The 17,096-nt window shown below is 75.3% G+C and carries 14 protein-coding genes; 7 read left to right on the plus strand and 7 right to left on the minus strand.

The annotated features are described in order from the left end of the window. Positions 1-58 precede the first annotated feature (58 nt). The gene (locus tag ACFVWU_RS04695; RefSeq protein ID WP_387615522.1) at positions 59-2,833 is read right to left on the minus strand and encodes a DUF6493 family protein; all 2,775 of its coding nucleotides are present in this window, start codon (positions 2,831-2,833) and stop codon (positions 59-61) included. Beyond that, positions 2,830-4,197, minus strand: coding sequence for an SWIM zinc finger family protein (locus ACFVWU_RS04700; RefSeq protein ID WP_387615525.1), 1,368 nt, complete (start codon positions 4,195-4,197; stop codon positions 2,830-2,832). Before ACFVWU_RS04700 ends, ACFVWU_RS04695 begins: the two co-directional genes overlap by 4 nt. A gap of 126 nt (positions 4,198-4,323) precedes the next feature. Between ACFVWU_RS04700 and ACFVWU_RS04705 the strand changes: the two genes are divergently transcribed. Next, on the plus strand, positions 4,324-5,232 hold the full coding sequence (locus tag ACFVWU_RS04705; protein WP_387615528.1) for an acyl-CoA thioesterase: 909 nt from the start codon (positions 4,324-4,326) through the stop codon (positions 5,230-5,232). A gap of 100 nt (positions 5,233-5,332) precedes the next feature. After that, the gene (locus tag ACFVWU_RS04710) at positions 5,333-5,983 is read left to right on the plus strand and encodes a TetR/AcrR family transcriptional regulator (RefSeq protein ID WP_387615530.1); all 651 of its coding nucleotides are present in this window, start codon (positions 5,333-5,335) and stop codon (positions 5,981-5,983) included. An 88-nt stretch (positions 5,984-6,071) separates the two neighbouring features. Here the strand turns inward: ACFVWU_RS04710 and ACFVWU_RS04715 are convergent, their stop codons facing one another. Beyond that, complete coding sequence (locus ACFVWU_RS04715; protein WP_387615533.1) at positions 6,072-7,241, minus strand: sulfite oxidase; 1,170 nt, start codon at positions 7,239-7,241, stop codon at positions 6,072-6,074. 253 nt (positions 7,242-7,494) lie between these two features. Here ACFVWU_RS04715 and ACFVWU_RS04720 point away from each other — a divergent pair, with 253 nt between their 5' ends. The 3 genes from ACFVWU_RS04720 to ACFVWU_RS04730 all read left to right on the plus strand — a co-directional run bounded on the left by ACFVWU_RS04720 (position 7,495) and on the right by ACFVWU_RS04730 (position 9,226). Further along, complete coding sequence (locus ACFVWU_RS04720) at positions 7,495-8,274, plus strand: alpha/beta fold hydrolase (RefSeq protein ID WP_387615536.1); 780 nt, start codon at positions 7,495-7,497, stop codon at positions 8,272-8,274. A 43-nt stretch (positions 8,275-8,317) separates the two neighbouring features. Next, on the plus strand, positions 8,318-8,689 hold the full coding sequence (locus tag ACFVWU_RS04725) for a MerR family transcriptional regulator (protein WP_387615539.1): 372 nt from the start codon (positions 8,318-8,320) through the stop codon (positions 8,687-8,689). Positions 8,690-9,043: 354 nt separating this feature from the next. Further along, positions 9,044-9,226, plus strand: a complete 183-nt coding sequence (locus tag ACFVWU_RS04730; protein ID WP_387615542.1) for a hypothetical protein — start codon at positions 9,044-9,046, stop codon at positions 9,224-9,226. Positions 9,227-9,601: 375 nt separating this feature from the next. On the opposite strand, the gene ACFVWU_RS04735 is transcribed toward ACFVWU_RS04730, so the two are convergent. Beyond that, on the minus strand, positions 9,602-11,410 hold the full coding sequence (locus ACFVWU_RS04735; protein ID WP_387615545.1) for a DUF2398 family protein: 1,809 nt from the start codon (positions 11,408-11,410) through the stop codon (positions 9,602-9,604). A gap of 231 nt (positions 11,411-11,641) precedes the next feature. Between ACFVWU_RS04735 and ACFVWU_RS04740 the strand changes: the two genes are divergently transcribed. Beyond that, positions 11,642-12,349 (plus strand): lysoplasmalogenase, encoded by a 708-nt coding sequence (locus ACFVWU_RS04740; RefSeq protein WP_387615548.1) that lies wholly within the window; start codon positions 11,642-11,644, stop codon positions 12,347-12,349. A 71-nt stretch (positions 12,350-12,420) separates the two neighbouring features. Here ACFVWU_RS04740 and ACFVWU_RS04745 read toward each other — a convergent pair whose 3' ends face one another. The 3 genes from ACFVWU_RS04745 to ggt all read right to left on the minus strand — a co-directional run bounded on the left by ACFVWU_RS04745 (position 12,421) and on the right by ggt (position 15,864). Then, on the minus strand, positions 12,421-13,008 hold the full coding sequence (locus tag ACFVWU_RS04745; RefSeq protein WP_387615551.1) for a hypothetical protein: 588 nt from the start codon (positions 13,006-13,008) through the stop codon (positions 12,421-12,423). A gap of 163 nt (positions 13,009-13,171) precedes the next feature. Further along, on the minus strand, positions 13,172-13,975 hold the full coding sequence (locus tag ACFVWU_RS04750) for an exodeoxyribonuclease III (RefSeq protein ID WP_387615554.1): 804 nt from the start codon (positions 13,973-13,975) through the stop codon (positions 13,172-13,174). A 101-nt stretch (positions 13,976-14,076) separates the two neighbouring features. Further along, positions 14,077-15,864 (minus strand): gamma-glutamyltransferase, encoded by a 1,788-nt coding sequence (ggt, locus tag ACFVWU_RS04755; protein ID WP_387615557.1) that lies wholly within the window; start codon positions 15,862-15,864, stop codon positions 14,077-14,079. Positions 15,865-16,171: 307 nt separating this feature from the next. Between ggt and ACFVWU_RS04760 the strand changes: the two genes are divergently transcribed. Then, positions 16,172-16,924 carry a hypothetical protein gene (locus tag ACFVWU_RS04760; protein ID WP_387615560.1) on the plus strand — a complete coding sequence of 251 codons (753 nt, stop codon included), beginning with the start codon at positions 16,172-16,174 and terminating at the stop codon, positions 16,922-16,924. The last annotated feature ends 172 nt before the right edge of the window (positions 16,925-17,096 follow it).

Genomic DNA, 17,096 nt, shown 5'->3' on the forward strand with positions numbered 1-17,096 from the left:
TGACAGCTGTCAGCCGTCGCAGGCCACCCGTCGTCTGTCACCCCTTACCCGTCGCCCATCACCCGGCGAGCACATCCCGCAGCCCCCGGGCCTCCTTCGCCACCCGCCCCGACCCGCCGGCCTCCGCCGCCGCCGTCACCTCGGCCACCGGCCCCCGCGCCCGGGTGCGCCGAGCACACTCGGTGGCCAGGGCGAGCAGGTCACCCAGCCCCCGTCCGGACGGCTCCGCCGTACCCAGCAGGCCCGGCAGCGCCGCCCGGAGCACCGACCACACCGTTCGGTGCGCGCCGGTCTCCGCCGCCGGGCCGAGCGCCGCCATCAGTCGGTTCGGCTTGACCGTGCCGCGCGCCACCAGCTCGCCCAGCTCCCGCCCGAGCAGCTCGCCGTCCAGGTCCCCGCGCGCGGCGAGCACCAGCAGCGCGTCGACGGCCCCGGTCCGGTCCTCGGCGTGCCGGGCGCCCAGGCCGTACGCCAGCACCAGGTGCACCGCCAGCCCGGCCGGGCCGCCGGACTCGGCCAGCAGCGGCAGGATCCGCCCCGCCCCGCGCTCGTCCCGGTCGGCGCCCATCGCGAAGTGGTCGAGCCAGCGGGCGGCCAGCTCCTCGCGGTGCCAGGGCAGCATCGCGATCCAGTGCGGGACCGCCACCCAGGCGAGGTCGTAGGCCTTCCGCGCCCGGGACACGCTGGGCTCGGTGCCGTCCAGCAGCGTGCGGAACTCGGCCGCGAGCCGCTCGCCGTCCGGCCCCTTCGGCCCGGCGCCGATGCCCGGCTGAGCAACTGCGGTCCGCTGGACGTCCTCCCACCACCGGTCCATGTAGACATGCCCGCGCTTCGAGCCCCGCCCGGGCGCGAACACCACCCGCTCGGACGGCTGCGCGGGCAGCCCGCCGGTGCGCAGCCAGTGCGCCAGCCACCGCCCGGCCGGCGAGGTCAGCGCCTCAGCGGCCTCCAGCGCCTCCGGGTCCGTGCCGGGCCCGACCCGCAGCAGGGCCGCGGACAGGTCGGCCCGGCCCGGGGTGACGCCCGCCGCCTCGTACCCGGCGAGGCGCTCGACCAGCGCCCCCGCCGCGATCGCGCCGGTGGCGTCGGTCGGGGTGGCGAGCAGGTACGGCGGCCGGTCCGCCGTGATCTGCCAGGCGGCCTCCTCCAGCCGCGCGGCGAGGACAGCGCCGTGCACGGTGGTCTGCCCACCGCGCAGCGGGGAGCGGCCCTGCCCGCTGAGGTAGTCCCAGAGCCGACGCGGCGGCATCTCTCCCGCCACCGCCGCCACCACGTGGAGCACCTCGCGGGGCGTGCAGTCCCCCCAGCGGCTGCCGCCGTTCCACGGGTACGCCTGGCGGACGGGCTCCAGCGCCTCGATCAGCGCCGCCCGGTCCAGGTGGGCCTGCCGGACCAGTCCGTCCAGCACCCGTTCGAAGACCACGACCCCGGACTCCCGGCCGCCCAGCAGGGCGGACAGTTCCTCCGCCAGCTCGGCCGCCGAGCCGATCGGCTCCCCGACCGGGCGCGGCTCGGGAACCGGCGGCAGGATCTCGCCCCAGCCGGTGTCCGCCGCTTCGCCCTCACCGCCTACCGACGCGCCGAACAGCTCGCCGGCGCGCCGGTGGTGGACGGGGTTCAGCGCCTCGGCGGCGAAGCGAAGCCCGGGCAGCACCGCCTCCCCCGCCGCCCTGAGGTGACGGGCCACCACGTTCAGCGCCCGTTCCTGGACGGCGGCGTCCGCGTGCCCGAAGGCTTCGGCCGCCGCGAGCACCACCGGGCCGGAGCGCCCGGGCGCGCGCCGGGCGGCCTTCTCCAGCCACCCGAGCTGGGCCCGGACCAGCTTCTTCTCGGTCCGGAACAGCACCACGGCGGAGGCCTCGACGAGCACCTCGGGCTCGACCAGCCGCGCCTCGTCCAACGCCGCCAGCACCCCCTGGGCGTGGGCGGCGACCACCGACAGGCCGTCCAGCAGCGCCAGCAGGTCCCGCACCCGGGCCGCGTACTGCTCGGGCGTCGGGTCGAGCGCCCGCAGCACCTCCAGGAAGGCCCGCTGGTCGGCCGGCTTGCCGCCGCGCAGCAGCCGGGCCAGGCAGCGGTCGGTCAGCTCGGCCCGGTCCACGACGCCGGCCGCAGTCAGCTCGGCAATCGCCTCCGACCAGCCGTCCCCGGGGCGGGGGCTGCGCCGCCAGGTCAACTGGCCGCCGATGTCAGCGAGTTCGAAGACCACGGGCAGCAGCACGGCGGTGAACGGGTCGGCGCGCAGCTGCTCGACGAGCGTCGGACGCGGGCCGGAGCCCTGGAGCCGCTGGTTCACCCACCCGCGGACGAAGGCCTCGCTCCGCGGCACCTCGCAGCCGGTGCGCCGGACGATGGACTCGACGAGCGGGTAGAGCGACCACCCCCAGCGCGGCGCCGGCCGGGCGGCGAGGCGGGTGGCCACCTCGGTCTGCCACTCCACCGGCTGCGCCTCGACGAGGCGGGCCATCGCCGGGTGGTTGGCCCAGTCGCGGGCGGTGAAGTCCCGGCCACCGAGCCAGGCGGCGGCGCCGGCCGGGCCGGTGTGGCAGCCGGCCCCGGCCAGCATCAACGCACCCCTGGCGTCGATCCCGTCCCGCGACCAGTCGTCGCGCAACTCCTTGCGCAGCGCCTTGAGCGCGGGCAGGCAGGCCCGGCGCTCCGCGTGGTCCAGGCCGGCCACCAGCTCCGGTATCCACGGCATCCGACCGCGTCGGACGGCCGTCAGCAGCCGCTCCGCCCCGGTCGTCTCCGCCACGGCCGGCGCCGCCCCGACCGACTCCGCGACCGGCTCCGTCACCCCACTGCCCGTCACCCGTGCCTCCACCGTGTTCATGCCGCGGTCCCGTTCGTCGATTCCCGCAGCATCCCGACCGCCAGCACGTGCTTGCATGGCCCGCGACCGCCCCGGTACTCGGCCCACCACCGGCAGGTGCAGCCGATCCGCCCCGCCTCGTCCGTCCGCACCCGCTGGATGTGGTCGTCCACCGTGACGACGGCCGTCGCCCCGCCCGCCTCGAACCGCACCGCGCCCGCCGCGACCAGCTCCCGGGCGGCCCGCAGCCGCGGGTTGGCCGCCTCGGCACGTCCGGTGTCGTACGGGAGCTGACGGTGGAAGTAGGCGGCCTCGGCGGTGTCGTAGCCGATCTGCCCGGCGGTGCCCAGCCGGGTGAGCGCGGCCCGGACCCGCTCCGCGCTGATCCCGGCCTGCTCGGCCAGCTCGGCGACCTCGATCCGCGGCTCCCAGGCGAGCAGCACCGCGACCAGTTCGGCGTCCCGCTCGGCGGTGCCGGTGGCGAGCGCGCCGAGCACCCCGCCCTCGCCGGAGAAGCCGCGCGAGGCGTCGGGCGAGAGGGTCAGGGTGAGCCGCATCCCGGGCAGCGCCACCTCCCAGGCCGAGGCGGCCGGGGCCGAACCGGCCACCGGCCCGTACACCCGCAGGGCGAGCGCGTGCCGCAGCACCCTCTGGAGCGCGACCAGCCGCTCGGGCCCGGGCAGGCAGACCGCGCCGGGCACCGGCCGGGTGGTCGGCCGCAGCGTCCGTCCGGCCGGGACGACCCAGCCGACGGTGCTGCGTCCGCCGCGCGGCAGCGAGCGCAGGAAGCGCACGGCCTCGGCGGCGGGCAGTTCGCCGCGCTGGTCGAAACCGGCGGCGACCACCTGGGTCTCGGCGAAGCCGCGCAGCCAGCGCTCCGGCAACGGCACCTTCCGCTCGACCAGCGGGCCGTCGGAGCCGGTGACCTCCAGCGCGTCCGGCCCGACCGCGAGGTGCAGCGGGTCCGTCGGGCCGATCCTGGTCAGCGCCTCCCGCAGCGGGTTGTTGACGTCCACGTTGGTGGTGCCGTGGCCGATCTCGTCGCCGTCCAGCCCGGCCCGGAGCACATCGAGGCGGGCGTACACGCCGCAGCAGCCGGAGAAGGACTCGAAGCGCAGCCGGTCCCCGTTGGCGGTGACCACCGGGTCGAGCGAGGCGCGCAGCCGCGGCTGGTAGTAGCGGGCGGCGGCGACGTCCGCGACCGCGAGCAGCGCGGCCGCGGCCGGCGCCGGATCGGCCAGGAAGCCCGCGAAGAAGCGCGGATGGGCCGACGCGCCGAGCGGGGTGGCGCCGCCGGAGGTGGCCAGGTCGAGGCTCCGGCCGGCCGCGCCGTCCAGGACGGCCGACGGACGCAGATAGGCGTACGCGTGTGCGGATTGCGTCATGCGGAGCACGCTAGGTGACGGGTCTGACAGCCCGTCGGGGCCGCCGTGAAATGAAACACGTTCTATCCACCGAAAGCGTTACCCAGGTCACACCACCACATGGTTGGCTTCTGCCACTATGGGCCGGTGACCGACCTGACCGAACAGCAGATCCCGGCCGAGCAGGCGCCCCGCCCGGCCACCCCGTTCGCCGAGCTGCTGGAGATCGAGCAGCTGGACGAGAACACGTTCCGGGGGCACTGCCACGCCGGGGCCCCGATGCGCGCCTTCGGCGGCCACGTCGCCGCCCAGGCCCTCGCCGCCGCCGGACGCACCTGCGACGGACAGCGCGCGGTGCACTCGCTGCACAGCTACTTCCTGCTGCCCGGCAATCCGACCCGGCCGATCGACTACGAGGTCGAGCGGCTGCGCGAGGGCGTCACCTACGCCACCCGCCGGGTCCGCGCGGTGCAGGACCGGAACGAGATCTTCAGCCTCACCGCCTCCTTCAAGCGCCCCGAGCCGGGCGGCGAGCGCCACCGCGGGATGCCGCCGGTGCCCGCTCCGGAGACCCTGCTCGACGCCTTCTCGCTCTGGCCCGAGGAGCTACGCACCGCGGTCAGGGACTCCGACGGCTTCCGCGACCTCGAACTGCGCTTCGTCCCGGCGGACGCCCCGGGCCTGCCCCCGGCCGTCCCGGGGATGCCGCAGCAGTTCGTCTGGGTGCGCATCGCCACCCCCTTCCCGGTCGCCGACCCGCTGCTGCACGCCTGCGCGCTCACCTACCTGTCGGACCTCACCCTGGCCTCCACCGCCGGGCTGCACGAGCAGCCCAACTTCTTCCAGCGCACCGAGCCGCCCCGGCTGCTGCTGGCCTCGCTGGACCACGCGATGTGGTTCCACCGCCCGTTCCGGGCCGACGAATGGCTGCTGTTCGCCCAGCGCAGCCCGTCCGCCTCGGACGGCCGGGGCCTGACGCTCGGCGAGTTCTACGACCGGGACGGCCGACTGGTCGCCTCGGCCGTCCAGGAAGCCCTGATCCGCAGGCTGTCCTAGCCGGCGCGGGCCCCCGGACACCACGGTGGCCACCGAGCGAACGGAAGGGGGCCGGTCGGCGTCATACTCCTGAGCGGCCCCGGCCCGTATCATGGTGCGGGTGACCAAGGTTGACCTGTCACCACGGCCGGTGGAGGCGATGTCTCCGCGTCAGCTCGAACGCCGCGAAAGCCTGATCGCGGCCGCGCTCGCCCTGGTGAACGAGATCGGCGTCGAGCGGCTGCAGATGAAGCAGGTCTGCGAGCGGTCCGGAGTCGCCCTGGGGACGGCGTACCGCTACTTCTCCTCGAAGGACCACCTCCTGGCGGCGGCGATCGCCGAGTGGCACCGCCTGCTGCTGGCCGACCTGGTGGCCGAGCTGCGCGGACCCCGCGCCGGGCTGGGGGCCACCGACCGGGCGGTCCGGTTCGTCCGGGGCGGGATGCGGGCCTACCAGCGGCAGCCCGAGCTGGCCCGCCTGCGGGTGGCCGTCGCCGCCTCCACCGACCCGTTCGCCAGCGAGGCCCTGCAGGGGATGGCCCGGGCCGACAGCGCGGCCCTGCAGGCGGTGACGGCCGAGGTGCCGGCGGCGGCCAGCGACCTGGTGCGGCACATCGTCGCGCACGCCTGGCAGGGGGAGCTGACCGCCTGGGTGACCGGCCGCACCACCCTCGGGGACGCCCGGCGGCGGCTGGAGGACGTGGTGCGGCTGGTGCTGAACCCGTACGAGACCCACTACCCGGCCCCGTACGAGGTCCAGTCCACCGGCTGAGCCCCGGGCACGCGAGCCCGGAGCACCGTGGGCCCGGAGCACCGTGGGCCGTGGGCCCGGAGCACCGTGGGCCCAGGCCGACGCGGGCTCAGACCACCGTCACCGGGTGCGCCACCACCGCGCCGAACAGGTAGCCCTCCCGGTTGAACGGCGCCCGCTCCGGCTGGCCGCCGCCGAGGCGGTCCGTCGCGCGGGCGCGCAGCTCGTACGGGCCGGGCCGCTCGGGGCGCCAGTCGACGCTCCAGCGCGTCCAGTTGTCGGCGAGCGGCTCCTCGCACAGCTCGGCGGGCCGCCAGGTCCGGCCGCCGTCGGTGCTCACCTCGACCCGGTCCACCGGGGCGGCGCCGGACCACGACCGCCCGTGCAGCCGGTGCTCGCGCCCGGCCGCCAGCACCGCGCCGACGGCCAGTTCGAAGGCCGACTTGACCAGCTGGGTGCTGAGCGGGGCGCCGCCGCCGGGCGGGTAGTCCGGGCCGAACATCCGGTAGAAGTCGGTGTTCCACGGCGACTGGAGCGGGTGGTCGGCCACCTCGATGCTGCCGACCCACTTGATCGAGGCGATGCCCACCCAGCCGGGCACCACCAGCCGGGCCGGCGCGCCGTGGTCGGGGGTCAGCGGCTCGTCGTTCATCTCGTAGGCGAGCAGGACGTCGTCCAGCGCCTTGGCGACCGGCAGCGGGCGGCGCACCGGGCCGTAGTTCTCGCCGCCGACCACGTAGTCCGGGTCCAGGCCGACCGGCAGCAGGTCCACCGCGTCGTCGGTCAGCCCGGCCGCCCGCAGCACCTCGGCCAGCCGGACCCCGCGCCAGCTCGCCGAGCCGATGCCGCCGAGCCTCCAGGGGGTGCCGGGCACGCTCTGGTGCTGCTGGCTGCGGTAGTAGCTGCGCCCGTTGCCGGCGCACTCGATCAGCGCGTCGATCCTGGTCGACGGCAGCGCCCGCAGGTCCTCCAGGCCGAACTCGACCGCCCGGCCGGCCGTCGGGGCGCCGTGCAGGCCGCTGCCGAACAGCCTCAGCCGCCAGCGGTCCGGGTCGATCAGCGGGGTGCCGGTGTGGTTGCGGACGAAGAACCGTTCCGTCGGCACATGGCGGCCGATCGCGGCCTTGCCGTCGGCGTCGCGCAGCGCGTCCCAGCGCATCTCGGCGTTGGTGTCGTGCGGGACGAACCACTCGGCAGGAAGCGGTTTGACGATTCCGGGCACGGGCCTGGGCACCTCCTCGGCGGCCGTCCGGCCCGGGGCGAACACCGGCGCGGCCAACGCGGCACGATGAGCGCCCCGGCGGCGGAGCGCGGCGGCATCCGGACGGCACTGTCCGGATGGCGCTCCTTCCCTCAGCGTAGGCGCTCCGGCGCGTTACGTAACCACGGCCGCCGGCCGGGCTTCCCTCCCGGTCTCCGTCCGACCGGCCGCCCTGGTCCTCCACTTGACCTTCTCACCAGTGTGAACTCCTAGCGTTCCCGTTGTCTTGGCAATCCCACGCGATCCCGCCCGCCCCACCGAGGAGGCCCTCATGCCGTCCACCACCCCGCCGTTCGCCCCGCTCGCCCGGATCGTCCAGGGCTCCGGCCCCGGCCTGCTGCTCGCCCACGGCGCCGCCGGCAGCGCCCGGGACAACTGGGGCCCGCTGCTGCCCGACCTCGCCGAGCACCGCACCGTCGTCGCCCCCGACTACCCCGGCTCCGGCGACAGCCCGTACGAGCCCGGTGAGCCCACTCTCGACGAGCTCGCCGAGCGGCTGGTCGCCGCCGCCGACGAGGAGGGCCTGTCCACCTTCGACCTGGCCGGCTTCTCGCTGGGCGCGGCCGTCGCGGTCCGGATCGCCACCCGCCACCCCGAGCGGGTCCGCTCGCTGCTGCTGCTCGCGGGCGTGGCCGGCGGCTCGGCGCGGCTGAGCATGCTCTCGGAGCTGATGGTCGCGCTTGAGGACCGGCCGGCCGACCTCGCCCGGCTGATGCTCACCGTCGTCTTCGGCCACAGCTGGGTGGACGCGCTGCCCGCCGAGCAGCGCGCGGAGCTGGAGGAGGCGCTCAAGTCCCCGCTGCCTGTGGGCTTCCGGCAGCAGTTCCGGCTCGCCGCCCGGGTCGACGTGCGCGAGGAACTGGCCGCGATCGCCGTCCCGACGACCGTCGTCGGCACCGCCGAGGACATGCTCGTCCAGCCGTCCCAGCACCGCCTGCTGGCCTCGGGCATCCCCGGCGCCCGCTTCGTCGAACTCCCCGGCGGGCACCTGCCGACGATCGACGCGCTGCCCCAACTGCGCGACGTGATGCTGGAGTTCGTGAAGGCCTGAGACGGGCCGGGAACACCCCGGCCACCGGCCGCGTTGCCCGATCATGCGCATCGGAGAACTCGCCCGCCTGACCGGGGTGTCCACCCGCCTGCTCCGCTACTACGAGGAGCAGGGCCTGCTCCAGCCCGCCCGCACCACGGCCGGCTACCGGGAGTACGGCGAGGAGGACACCGTACGGGTGTGGCAGATCCGCAGCCTGCTCGCGGCCGGACTGTCCACCCGGGTCATCGCCGAACTGCTGCCCTGCGCCACCGGCCCGGTACCCGTGCTGGAGACCTGCCCGAACCTGGTCGCCACCCTGCGCGGCGAACTCGCCGACCTGGACGCCCGGATCGACGACCTCACCCGCAGCCGCCGGGCCCTCTCCCGCTACCTCGCCGCCACGCACCAGCCGAACGAGAATCAGGCGGCCTGACGCCCCCCCTTTCGACGACCTGACGGGACGTAGGCCCCACCGGGATCCACCACGGCGTGAAGGTGGCCGCGACCACCCGACGGCGGTTGCCGCCCCGCCGACCGGCTCCGCGAGGCCCAGGCCGCCGGACCCTCCCGCCTCCACCGCACCCACGACCTCCGCGAGGCCGTACGAGTCGCGCCGTACAGGTCGCCGTCGGCGAGGCCCTCACCGAACGCGGACGACCCCGCTGACCAGCGGATACGCCCCACCCGCCGGCCGGGTGGGGCGTATGCGGCCAACCGACGCCCAACCCCCGTCCGGACTTCACCCGCGCGTACCGACCGTTCACACCGCCCTGAGAGCCTTCCTGTCATGAACGCCAGCCCTCAGGCGCCCTACCAGGAACCGCGCTTCCCCCTCCCCCAGCGCCACCGCCGCCTCCTCGCCTGCACCGCCGTCCTCGCCTCCATCGCCCTCGGCACCTTCGGTGTCGGCGCCACGGTCGAGACCCTCCAACACGGCCCCCTCGCCGCCACCACCACCGCCAGCAAGTAGCCGGCCCCACCCAGCACCGCCGTCCACCCCGGACGCGGTGCTTTCGCGTTCCCGCCCCCGGCAGGCTCGACGGCCCTACCGGCAGTCGCCACCGACCGCCGGGGCACCGAACCGGTGATCGACGGCGGACTCTTCTCGGCCCGCCGCTTCCCGGGCCACCGACTCGGGACGGCCCGGTCGACTTCCTACGGTTCACCTTGGCCGGGGCGGCGAGCGCATGGCGCGAGAAGTCGGCCCAGTCGACTTTCCGTGCGAGCGCCGCCATCCTCTCCGGGGACACGTGCCGCACGCGGGAGGAACACCGACTGCGGGCGCCTCACGCTGCCCTGAGCCCCACTGCTGCCTGCACGGGCGGGCGGGCGGTTCCGGCTTCCGCTACGCCCGCTGCTCCGCGCGTGCCGCCGCCGGGGGTGGGGTGGCCGGGCGGGAGTGGCGGCCGGTGCCGGGGGTGGGGTGGAGGTCGGGGGCCGGGGCGTAGCGGGCGGCCGGGGGGCGGAGGAGCCAGGTGGTGCGGGGGGTGGGGGTGATGAGACCGAGGCGGTGGAGGAGGTCGAGGGCGTCGCGGCGGAGGGCGGTGCGGTCGGCGAGGTAGTGGGTGGGGAGGCCGTACTCGTCGGTGATGTCGCCGAGGACGCCGTCTATCAGGGCGTCCGCGATCGGGACGTCTCCCTCGGCTGTCTCGCCGGGCAGCGGGCGGACCTCCTCGACCAGGCGCTCGACCAGCAGCAGGGCGGCCTGGGCGAGGGTGCCGGTACCGGGGAGGGCGAGGTCGGTGAGTTCGGCGGCCGGGTCGAGCAGGGCGACGCCCTCGGCCCGCAGTTCGGTCTCCAGGCCGAGGAATTCGGCGAGCGCGGCCGGGCCGCTGAGCCGGTGCTCGTCCAGCCAGCTGCGCCGGTCCTCGGGGAGGTCGGCGGCGAGGACGGCGGGCGTCTCGGCGAGGAGGCGGCGGACGGCGGTGGCGGGCTCGGCCTCGGCGGCGCGGCGGATGAGGTCGGCGGCGTCGTCGGCGAGGGCGGGCGGACCGGCCGGGACGGCGCGGGCGAGTTCGCGGTCGACGGTCAGCACGAAGGCGGAGTCGGCCGGGTCGGACGGCAGTTCGCCGAGTACCTGCCAGCTGGCGAGCGCGGCGAGCGCCATCGCGAGGTCGGCGGGCGCGGCGGCGAGTTCGGGCGCGGCGGCGCGCATCGCGTCGAGCAGCCGCCCGTACGGGAGTTGCTGGGGGGCGTCGACCAGCAGCGCGAGGGCGAGCGCGAGTTGGGCGTAGCCGGCCGGGGTGAACGGGGCGCCGGTGGTGGGGTGTTCGAGGCGGCGGGCGGCGCCGGGGCCGAGGCCCGCCTTGCAGAGCCGGGCGTGCCAGGGGCCGACGACCAGGCGGTAGCCGAGCAGGGTGTCGAAGCGTTCGGTGAGCCAGTCGCGGTGACGGCGGATCAGCGGGAAGCCGTCGGCGTGCGGGCCGGAGGCGGTGACCAGCGGGTGGGCGAGCAGCAGCCGGGCGGCGATGCGGCGTTCGGCGTCCGGGAGCTCCGCGCCGGAACGGTCCTGCGAGCCCGAGGTCGCGCCCGGGAGCGCCCGGAGCCGCTCGGGCTTGCGGTGCCTGCCGGGCCTGCCCGGCTTGGCGCCTGACCGGACGACGGGCAGTGCGGCCTCGTCGCGCCGGGCGCGGCGCAGGCCGCTGTCGGTCCGGACCTCACGGGCGCGCGGGACGGTGGCGCCGTGGGCGGTCGGGCCGTGCCACCAGCTGATGCCGGGGTCGGCGGGCTCGGCGGGGGCGCCGAGGTGGCGGGCGGGGTAGAGGCCGAAGGAGGCGGTGCACAGGTCGTCCGCGGTGCCGGGGGTGGCGGCGGCGAACCAGTGGGCGAGCCGCAGCAGTCCCGGGTCGGGCGAGAGGGCCTCCCCTGCCGTCTGCGGGCCGTCAGCACCGCCCTCGGGGGCGGGCTCAGGCAGCGCGTCAGCATCGGCGGGATCGGAGTCCGGCCCGGAGGCCGGCAAGGCGTCCGGCGAAGCGCCCGGCGAGAGGTCCGTCGAAGAGCCCGGCGAGGAGTCCGGCGAGGAGCCCCGCGGGGAGCCGGCTTCGCGTACGGCGAGGACGGCGTCGGCGGTTCCCCGTCCTGCCCCGCCCGTGCGTCCGTCCGGCCTGCCGACGGCCACCCGGGCGGCGCCGACCGCGTACTCCTGCTGCTCCATGTCGGGATCCAGACTAGTCGGTGACGGGTCACCCGGTGGCACCAACCGCCCTCCTGCGGAACTCTCCGCAAGAGCCCTCGAAGCGGCCGCGCGCCCTCCGCTACCCGGCCGTCCCGTCGTCCGCCGCACCCGGCCCGGGTTACGCACCGGTAACCTGCTGTTCCCCGGCCCGGTCGGCTCCCTTAGGGTCGGTGGATCCCCCACCCGAGCGACTCCGGAGGCAGCAGCCGCATGAGTATCCGTACGACCACCCGTGCCACCGGCCTCGGCGGGCGCCTGCGTTCCGCCACCGGCCTGCTCGGCGGCTTCGCGGCCGCCTCGGCGACGCACCTGGGCTCGATCCTGTCCGGGGCCTCGGTGGTGCGGAACGCCACCAAGCCCGCCCTGATGCCGCTGCTGGCCGCGCACAGCGTGACGGCGGCCACGACGGCCGGGCGGCAGGCACCAAAACTGCTGGCGCCGGCGCTGCTGGCGAGCGCGGGCGGGGACGTGCTGCTGCAGCTGAAGAACGACCCCGCGTTCCTGGCCGGCATGGGCTCCTTCGCCGCCGCACACGTCTGTTACGTGACGATGTTCGTCCAGCGCGGGGCGCTCACCGACCGCCGTCGCACGCTGGTGGTCGCGGCCGCGTACGCGACGGCCTGGGTGGGCCTGGTCAGTCAGCTCTGGCCGGACCTCGGGGAGCTGAAGGTCCCGGTGGCCGGCTACAGCCTGCTGCTCACCTCGACGGCCGTCACCTCGGCCGGGCTCGGCTGGCGGACCGGGTTGGGCGGGGCGCTGTTCCTGCTGTCCGACACGCTGATCGCCACCCAACTGGCGAAGTGGCGCGAGCTGCCGGGGCATCAGTTCTGGATCATGGCGACGTACGTCCTGGCTCAGTACCTGCTGGCCAGCGGCATCCTCCAGCACGAGGAGCGGCAGGAGCGGGCGGCCGTCTGACGCACCACCGCGCCGCCGGTCCCGTCAGGGGCCGGCGGCGCGACGCGGCAACGCGAAGGAGGCGAGGGCCGTCAGGCACCACGCCTCCGGAGCAGCCAGAAGCCGCCGACACCGCCCACGACCAGCGCCAGACCGCCGGCCAGCTCCGCCGGGTTGCCCGCGACCGAACCGCCGAGGCCGGAATTCACCGCACCGTTCGGGGCGACCTGCTGGCTGCCGACGCCGGACTGACCGAGCGAGCCGGCCCACTCCCCCGCGGCCTTGCCCCACTCGCCGAGCCCCTTGTCGGGGCTGGTGTCCGCCACGGTGGTGACCGTGACGCCGGTCGAGAAGGCGCTGCCGTTCGGACAGGTGCCGTCGACCTTGCTGTCCCCCTGGTGCTGGGAGGCCAGCCGGGCGGAACCGGTGTGCTTGCCGTCCGCGCCCAGGGTGAGCGTCGCGGGGCCGCCCTCGAAGGCGGCGGAGTGCGCGGTGACGGTCTTGGCGTCGGGCCTGTCCGACTTCTCGCAGGCGACCGTGACCGTCACGGTCTGGCCCGGTGCGGCCCGGGACGGGCTGACTGAGGCCGCGCCGTCCCTGGCTGAGGCGAGGGGGGCCGTCAGACCGGTCAGGACCGTCGCGCCGATCAGGGCGGCGGCGGCCGTACGCATGGGGCGCATGCCGGAACCTCCGGGATTCTCGGGCGCAGCCGGGGGACTCCCATGTCCACGTGGTGTTTCAACTGCACCCGGTCATTCACCGACGGTAGGAAGGCACTCCACGCTCGGCCACCGCTCAGGACCGTTCGAGCGACAGGCCGTCACCCGGCGTGATTCTCGTGACTCAGAGGTCGAGGTCCACCACGACCGGGGCGTGGTCCGAGGTGCCCTTGCCCTTGCGGGCCTCGCGGTCCACGTAGCTGTCGGTGACGGCGTCGACGAAGGGCTTGTTGGCGTAGGTGAGGTCGATCCGCATGCCGCGGTTCTTCGGGAAGGCCAGCTGGCGGTAGTCCCAGTAGGTGTAGGGGCGGTCGTACTTGAGCGGGCGCGGCAGCACGTCGTGCAGGCCGATCCCGTCGAGCGCCTCCAGCGCGGCACGCTCGGTGGGGGTGACGTGGGTGAGGCCCTCGAAGGCGGCGACGTCGTAGACGTCCTCGTCGGTGGGGGCGATGTTGAAGTCCCCGAGGACGGCGAAGGGGCGCGGGCCGGCCGCGTCCTCGACGGCGGCCTTGCGCAGCGCCTCCAGCCACTCCAGCTTGTAGTGGTAGTGCGCGTGGCCGACCTCCCGGCCGTTGGGCACGTAGACCGACCAGACCCGGACCGGGCCGCAGGTGGCCGCGATGGCGCGCGGCTCGACGTCGGGCAGCAGGGCGCCGTCGGCGAGGAAGCCGGGCTGGTCGGGCAGGCCGCGCACGACGTCCTCCAGGCCGAGCCGGGAGACGATGGCGACGCCGTTCCACCGGCCGGTGCCGTGCGCGGCCGTCTCGTAGCCGAGCTCACGGACCTCGTCGTACGGGAAGACGTCGGCCGCGCACTTGAGCTCCTGGAGGCAGAGCACGTCGGGCTTGGCGCTCTCCAGCCATTCCAGGAGCTTGGGCAGCCGCGCGGTGACGGAGTTGATGTTCCAGGTGGCGATGCGGACGGTCACGGCGGGCGGCCTTCCCGGTGGTTCGGTCGGTACGGACGGGGGCGGGCCCCCGGGGGAGGCCCACCCCGAACATACCGCCCGCCTCCGACAGGCCGATCCGATCAGCCCGCGGGTCGGACCACCGCGGCCGAGCCGCCGCCGCGCCGCACCGGTTCGGCGGCGGCCACCCAGCGGCCGTCCGGCAGCCGCTCCACGCCGGTGGCGGCGCCTATCTCGGCCACGGACGTGAACTGGTGCCCGAGGCCCTCCAGCTCGGACCGCTCGGGCAGTGCCAGGAAGCCGGGCTCGGCCTGGGTGGCGACGGTGTTGCGCTGGCTGGCGCGCGGTGCGGCGATGGCCTGCTCCAGGCTCAGGCCGCGGTCGAGGCGCCCGAGCAGCACCTGCAGGGTGGTGGTGATGATGGTCGCGCCGCCGGGGCTGCCGGTGGCCAGCAGCGGCTCGCCGTCGCGCAGCACGATGGTCGGGGACATGGAGGAGCGCGGCCGCTTGCCCGGGCCGGGCAGGTTGGGGTCGGGGACGCCCGCGGTGAGCGGGGCGAAGTCGAAGTCGGTCAGCTCGTTGTTCAGCAGGAAGCCCCGGCCGGGGACGGTCATGCCGCTGCCGCCGGTCTGCTCGATGGTGAGGGTGTACGAGACGATGTCGCCCCAGCGGTCCGCGACCGTCAGGTGGGTGGTGTTGGGGCCCTCGTACGGCTCGGCGACGGCCTGGCCGGTGTCGGCGCAGTCGGCCGGGTGGCGCGGGTCGCCGGGGGCGAGCGGGCTGGTGAGGGCGCGGTTGGGGCTGATCAAGCAGGCCCGGGAGGCGGCGTAGCGCTCGGAGAGCAGTTGCTTGGTCGGGACGTCGCCGAAGGCCGGGTCGCCGACCCAGCGGTTGCGGTCGGCGAAGGCGATCCGGGAGGCGTCCAGGAAGTGGTGGTAGTACTGCGTGCTGCTGGAGGTCGAGAGGTCGCCGTCCTCCAGGATGTGGAGCGCCTCGCCGACGGTGGTGCCGCCGGAGCTGGAGGGGGCCATCGAGTAGACGTCGTAGTCGCGGTACGCGACGTGGGTGGGCGCCTGGCGGCGGACCTGGTAGGCGGAGAGGTCGGCGGTGTCGACCTTCCCGGGACGGGCGTTGCGGCCCGAGGCCGGGTCGACCGGCGGGTGTTGCACGGTGTTGACGATGTCCTTGGCCAACTCGCCCTGGTAGAAGGCCTTCACGCCGTCCTTGGCGAGCAGCCGGTAGGTGGCGGCGAGGTCGGGGTTGCGCAGGACGGTGCCGACCTCGGGGGGCTTGCCGCCGGGCAGGTAGAGCTTGGCGGTGGCCGGGAAGTCCTTGAAGCGGTCGTAGTTGTCGGCCGTCTGGCCACGGAAGGTGTCGTCGACGACGAAGCCGTTCTCGGCGATCCGCTCGGCGGGTTCGAGGTTCTGGGCGAGCGAGCGGGTGCCCCACTGGCGCAGGGCGGAATCCCAGGTGGCGGGGGTGCCGGGGACGCCGACGGACAGGCCGCTGGTGACGGCGTCGGCGAAGGCGAGCGGCTTGCCGCCCTCCAGGAACAGCCCGCTGTCGGCGGTGCGGCCGGCCACCTCGCGGCCGTCGATGGTGTGCACCCGGCCGGTGGCGTGGTCGTAGTAGACGAAGTACCCGCCACCGCCGACCCCGGACGAGTACGGCTCGGTCACCCCGAGCGCCGCCGCGGCCGCGACCGCCGCGTCCACCGCATTCCCGCCCTTGCGCAGCACCTCGATCCCGGCCGCGGTGGCGTCGGCGTCCACACTGGCCACCGCTCCGCCCCACCCCACCGCCTCGGGCGCCTTCGTCGGCGGCGCCGCGGCCCCGGCCGGCCCGGTGGTGGCCCACACCAGAGCGGTGGCGAGCAACAGTGATGGCGCGAGACGGGTCAGAGCCCTCATCCGAGTCCTCCTGAGTCGACGTCAACTCATCAGTTGTTCCACAGGAGGAGTGATCCGACAACCACACCGCATCACTGGCGACGGGTAGTTGACGCGGCGATGAAGAGGGAATGCGGAGGTCACGGTCCGGAATCGATTCCGAGCGCACCGAAACATCTCTTTATGTGATCCATATACGGTTCGAGGGTTCGCCATGACCCCATCACCAGAAGGACTCAGCTCCTCCGTGTATCCGCCACCACCCCCGCCCCTGCCCTCCCAGCTCCCGGCGACGACGCCGCACCGCCCCTGGTGGCAGCGCCGCGCGGTGCATGCCGCCAGTTTCCTGGTCTTCCCGCTCGCGGCCTTCGCGATCGCCTGGACGTGGCCCCGGCCGCTCTGGCGCAAGCTCACCAGCACGGCGGTGGCGGCGTTCTGCAGCCTGGTGTGGCTCGGCGCGGTCACCAACCCCAAGCCAGCCGACCACGCGCCCGCCCCGGTACCGATCGCGGCCACAGCCAGTCCGTCGGCCACCGCGACGCCGTCCGCGACGCCGACGCCTGCACCGACGCCCACACCGGCCCCGACCCCGACGGCTACACCTTCCCCGGCCGAGACCCCGACGGCGACGCCCGCCCCGGAACCGCCCGCGCCGACCCAGGCCCCGCAGAACCACACCGAGCCACCGGCTCCGGCGGCTCCCAGGCCCACCCCGCACCCCACCGCCCAACCGGCCGACCCGGGGGCCGGTGGCAGCAGTACGGGTGGCGGCGGCGGTTCGAGCTCCGGCTCGGGCGGCTCGACGTCCGGGGGTGGCAGCGCCGGGGGAGCCAGCTCGGGCGGCTCGACATCCGGGGGTGGCAGTGCCGGGGGAGCCAGCTCGGGCGGCTCGACATCCGGGGGTGGCAGCGCCGGGGGAGCCAGCTCGGGCGAAACCGGCCCGGGAGGCGGCTCCGCCGGAACCGTCCACCCGGGAGCCTTCTGCTCCCCGGCCGGCGCGACCGGCGTCACCACGAAGGGCACCCCGATGGTCTGCGGGCCCGGCAGCGACGGCCGGGACCGCTGGAAGTCGGCCGGCTGAGGCCGGATGGGAGTGGGGCGCAGAGGCTGCCGGCAGATGGCAGAGTTCAGAAGACAGATAACGAAATCTGTTCGCTGAAATCTGTCATCTGAAAGTTGTCAGCCGTCGGCTGTTCACCGCGCCGCCCACCAGGGGCGGCGCGGACGGAGAGGGGCGCCTCGGGGGCGGAGAC

Source organism: Kitasatospora sp. NPDC058190 (genome assembly GCF_042883685.1).
GTDB lineage: Bacteria > Actinomycetota > Actinomycetes > Streptomycetales > Streptomycetaceae > Kitasatospora.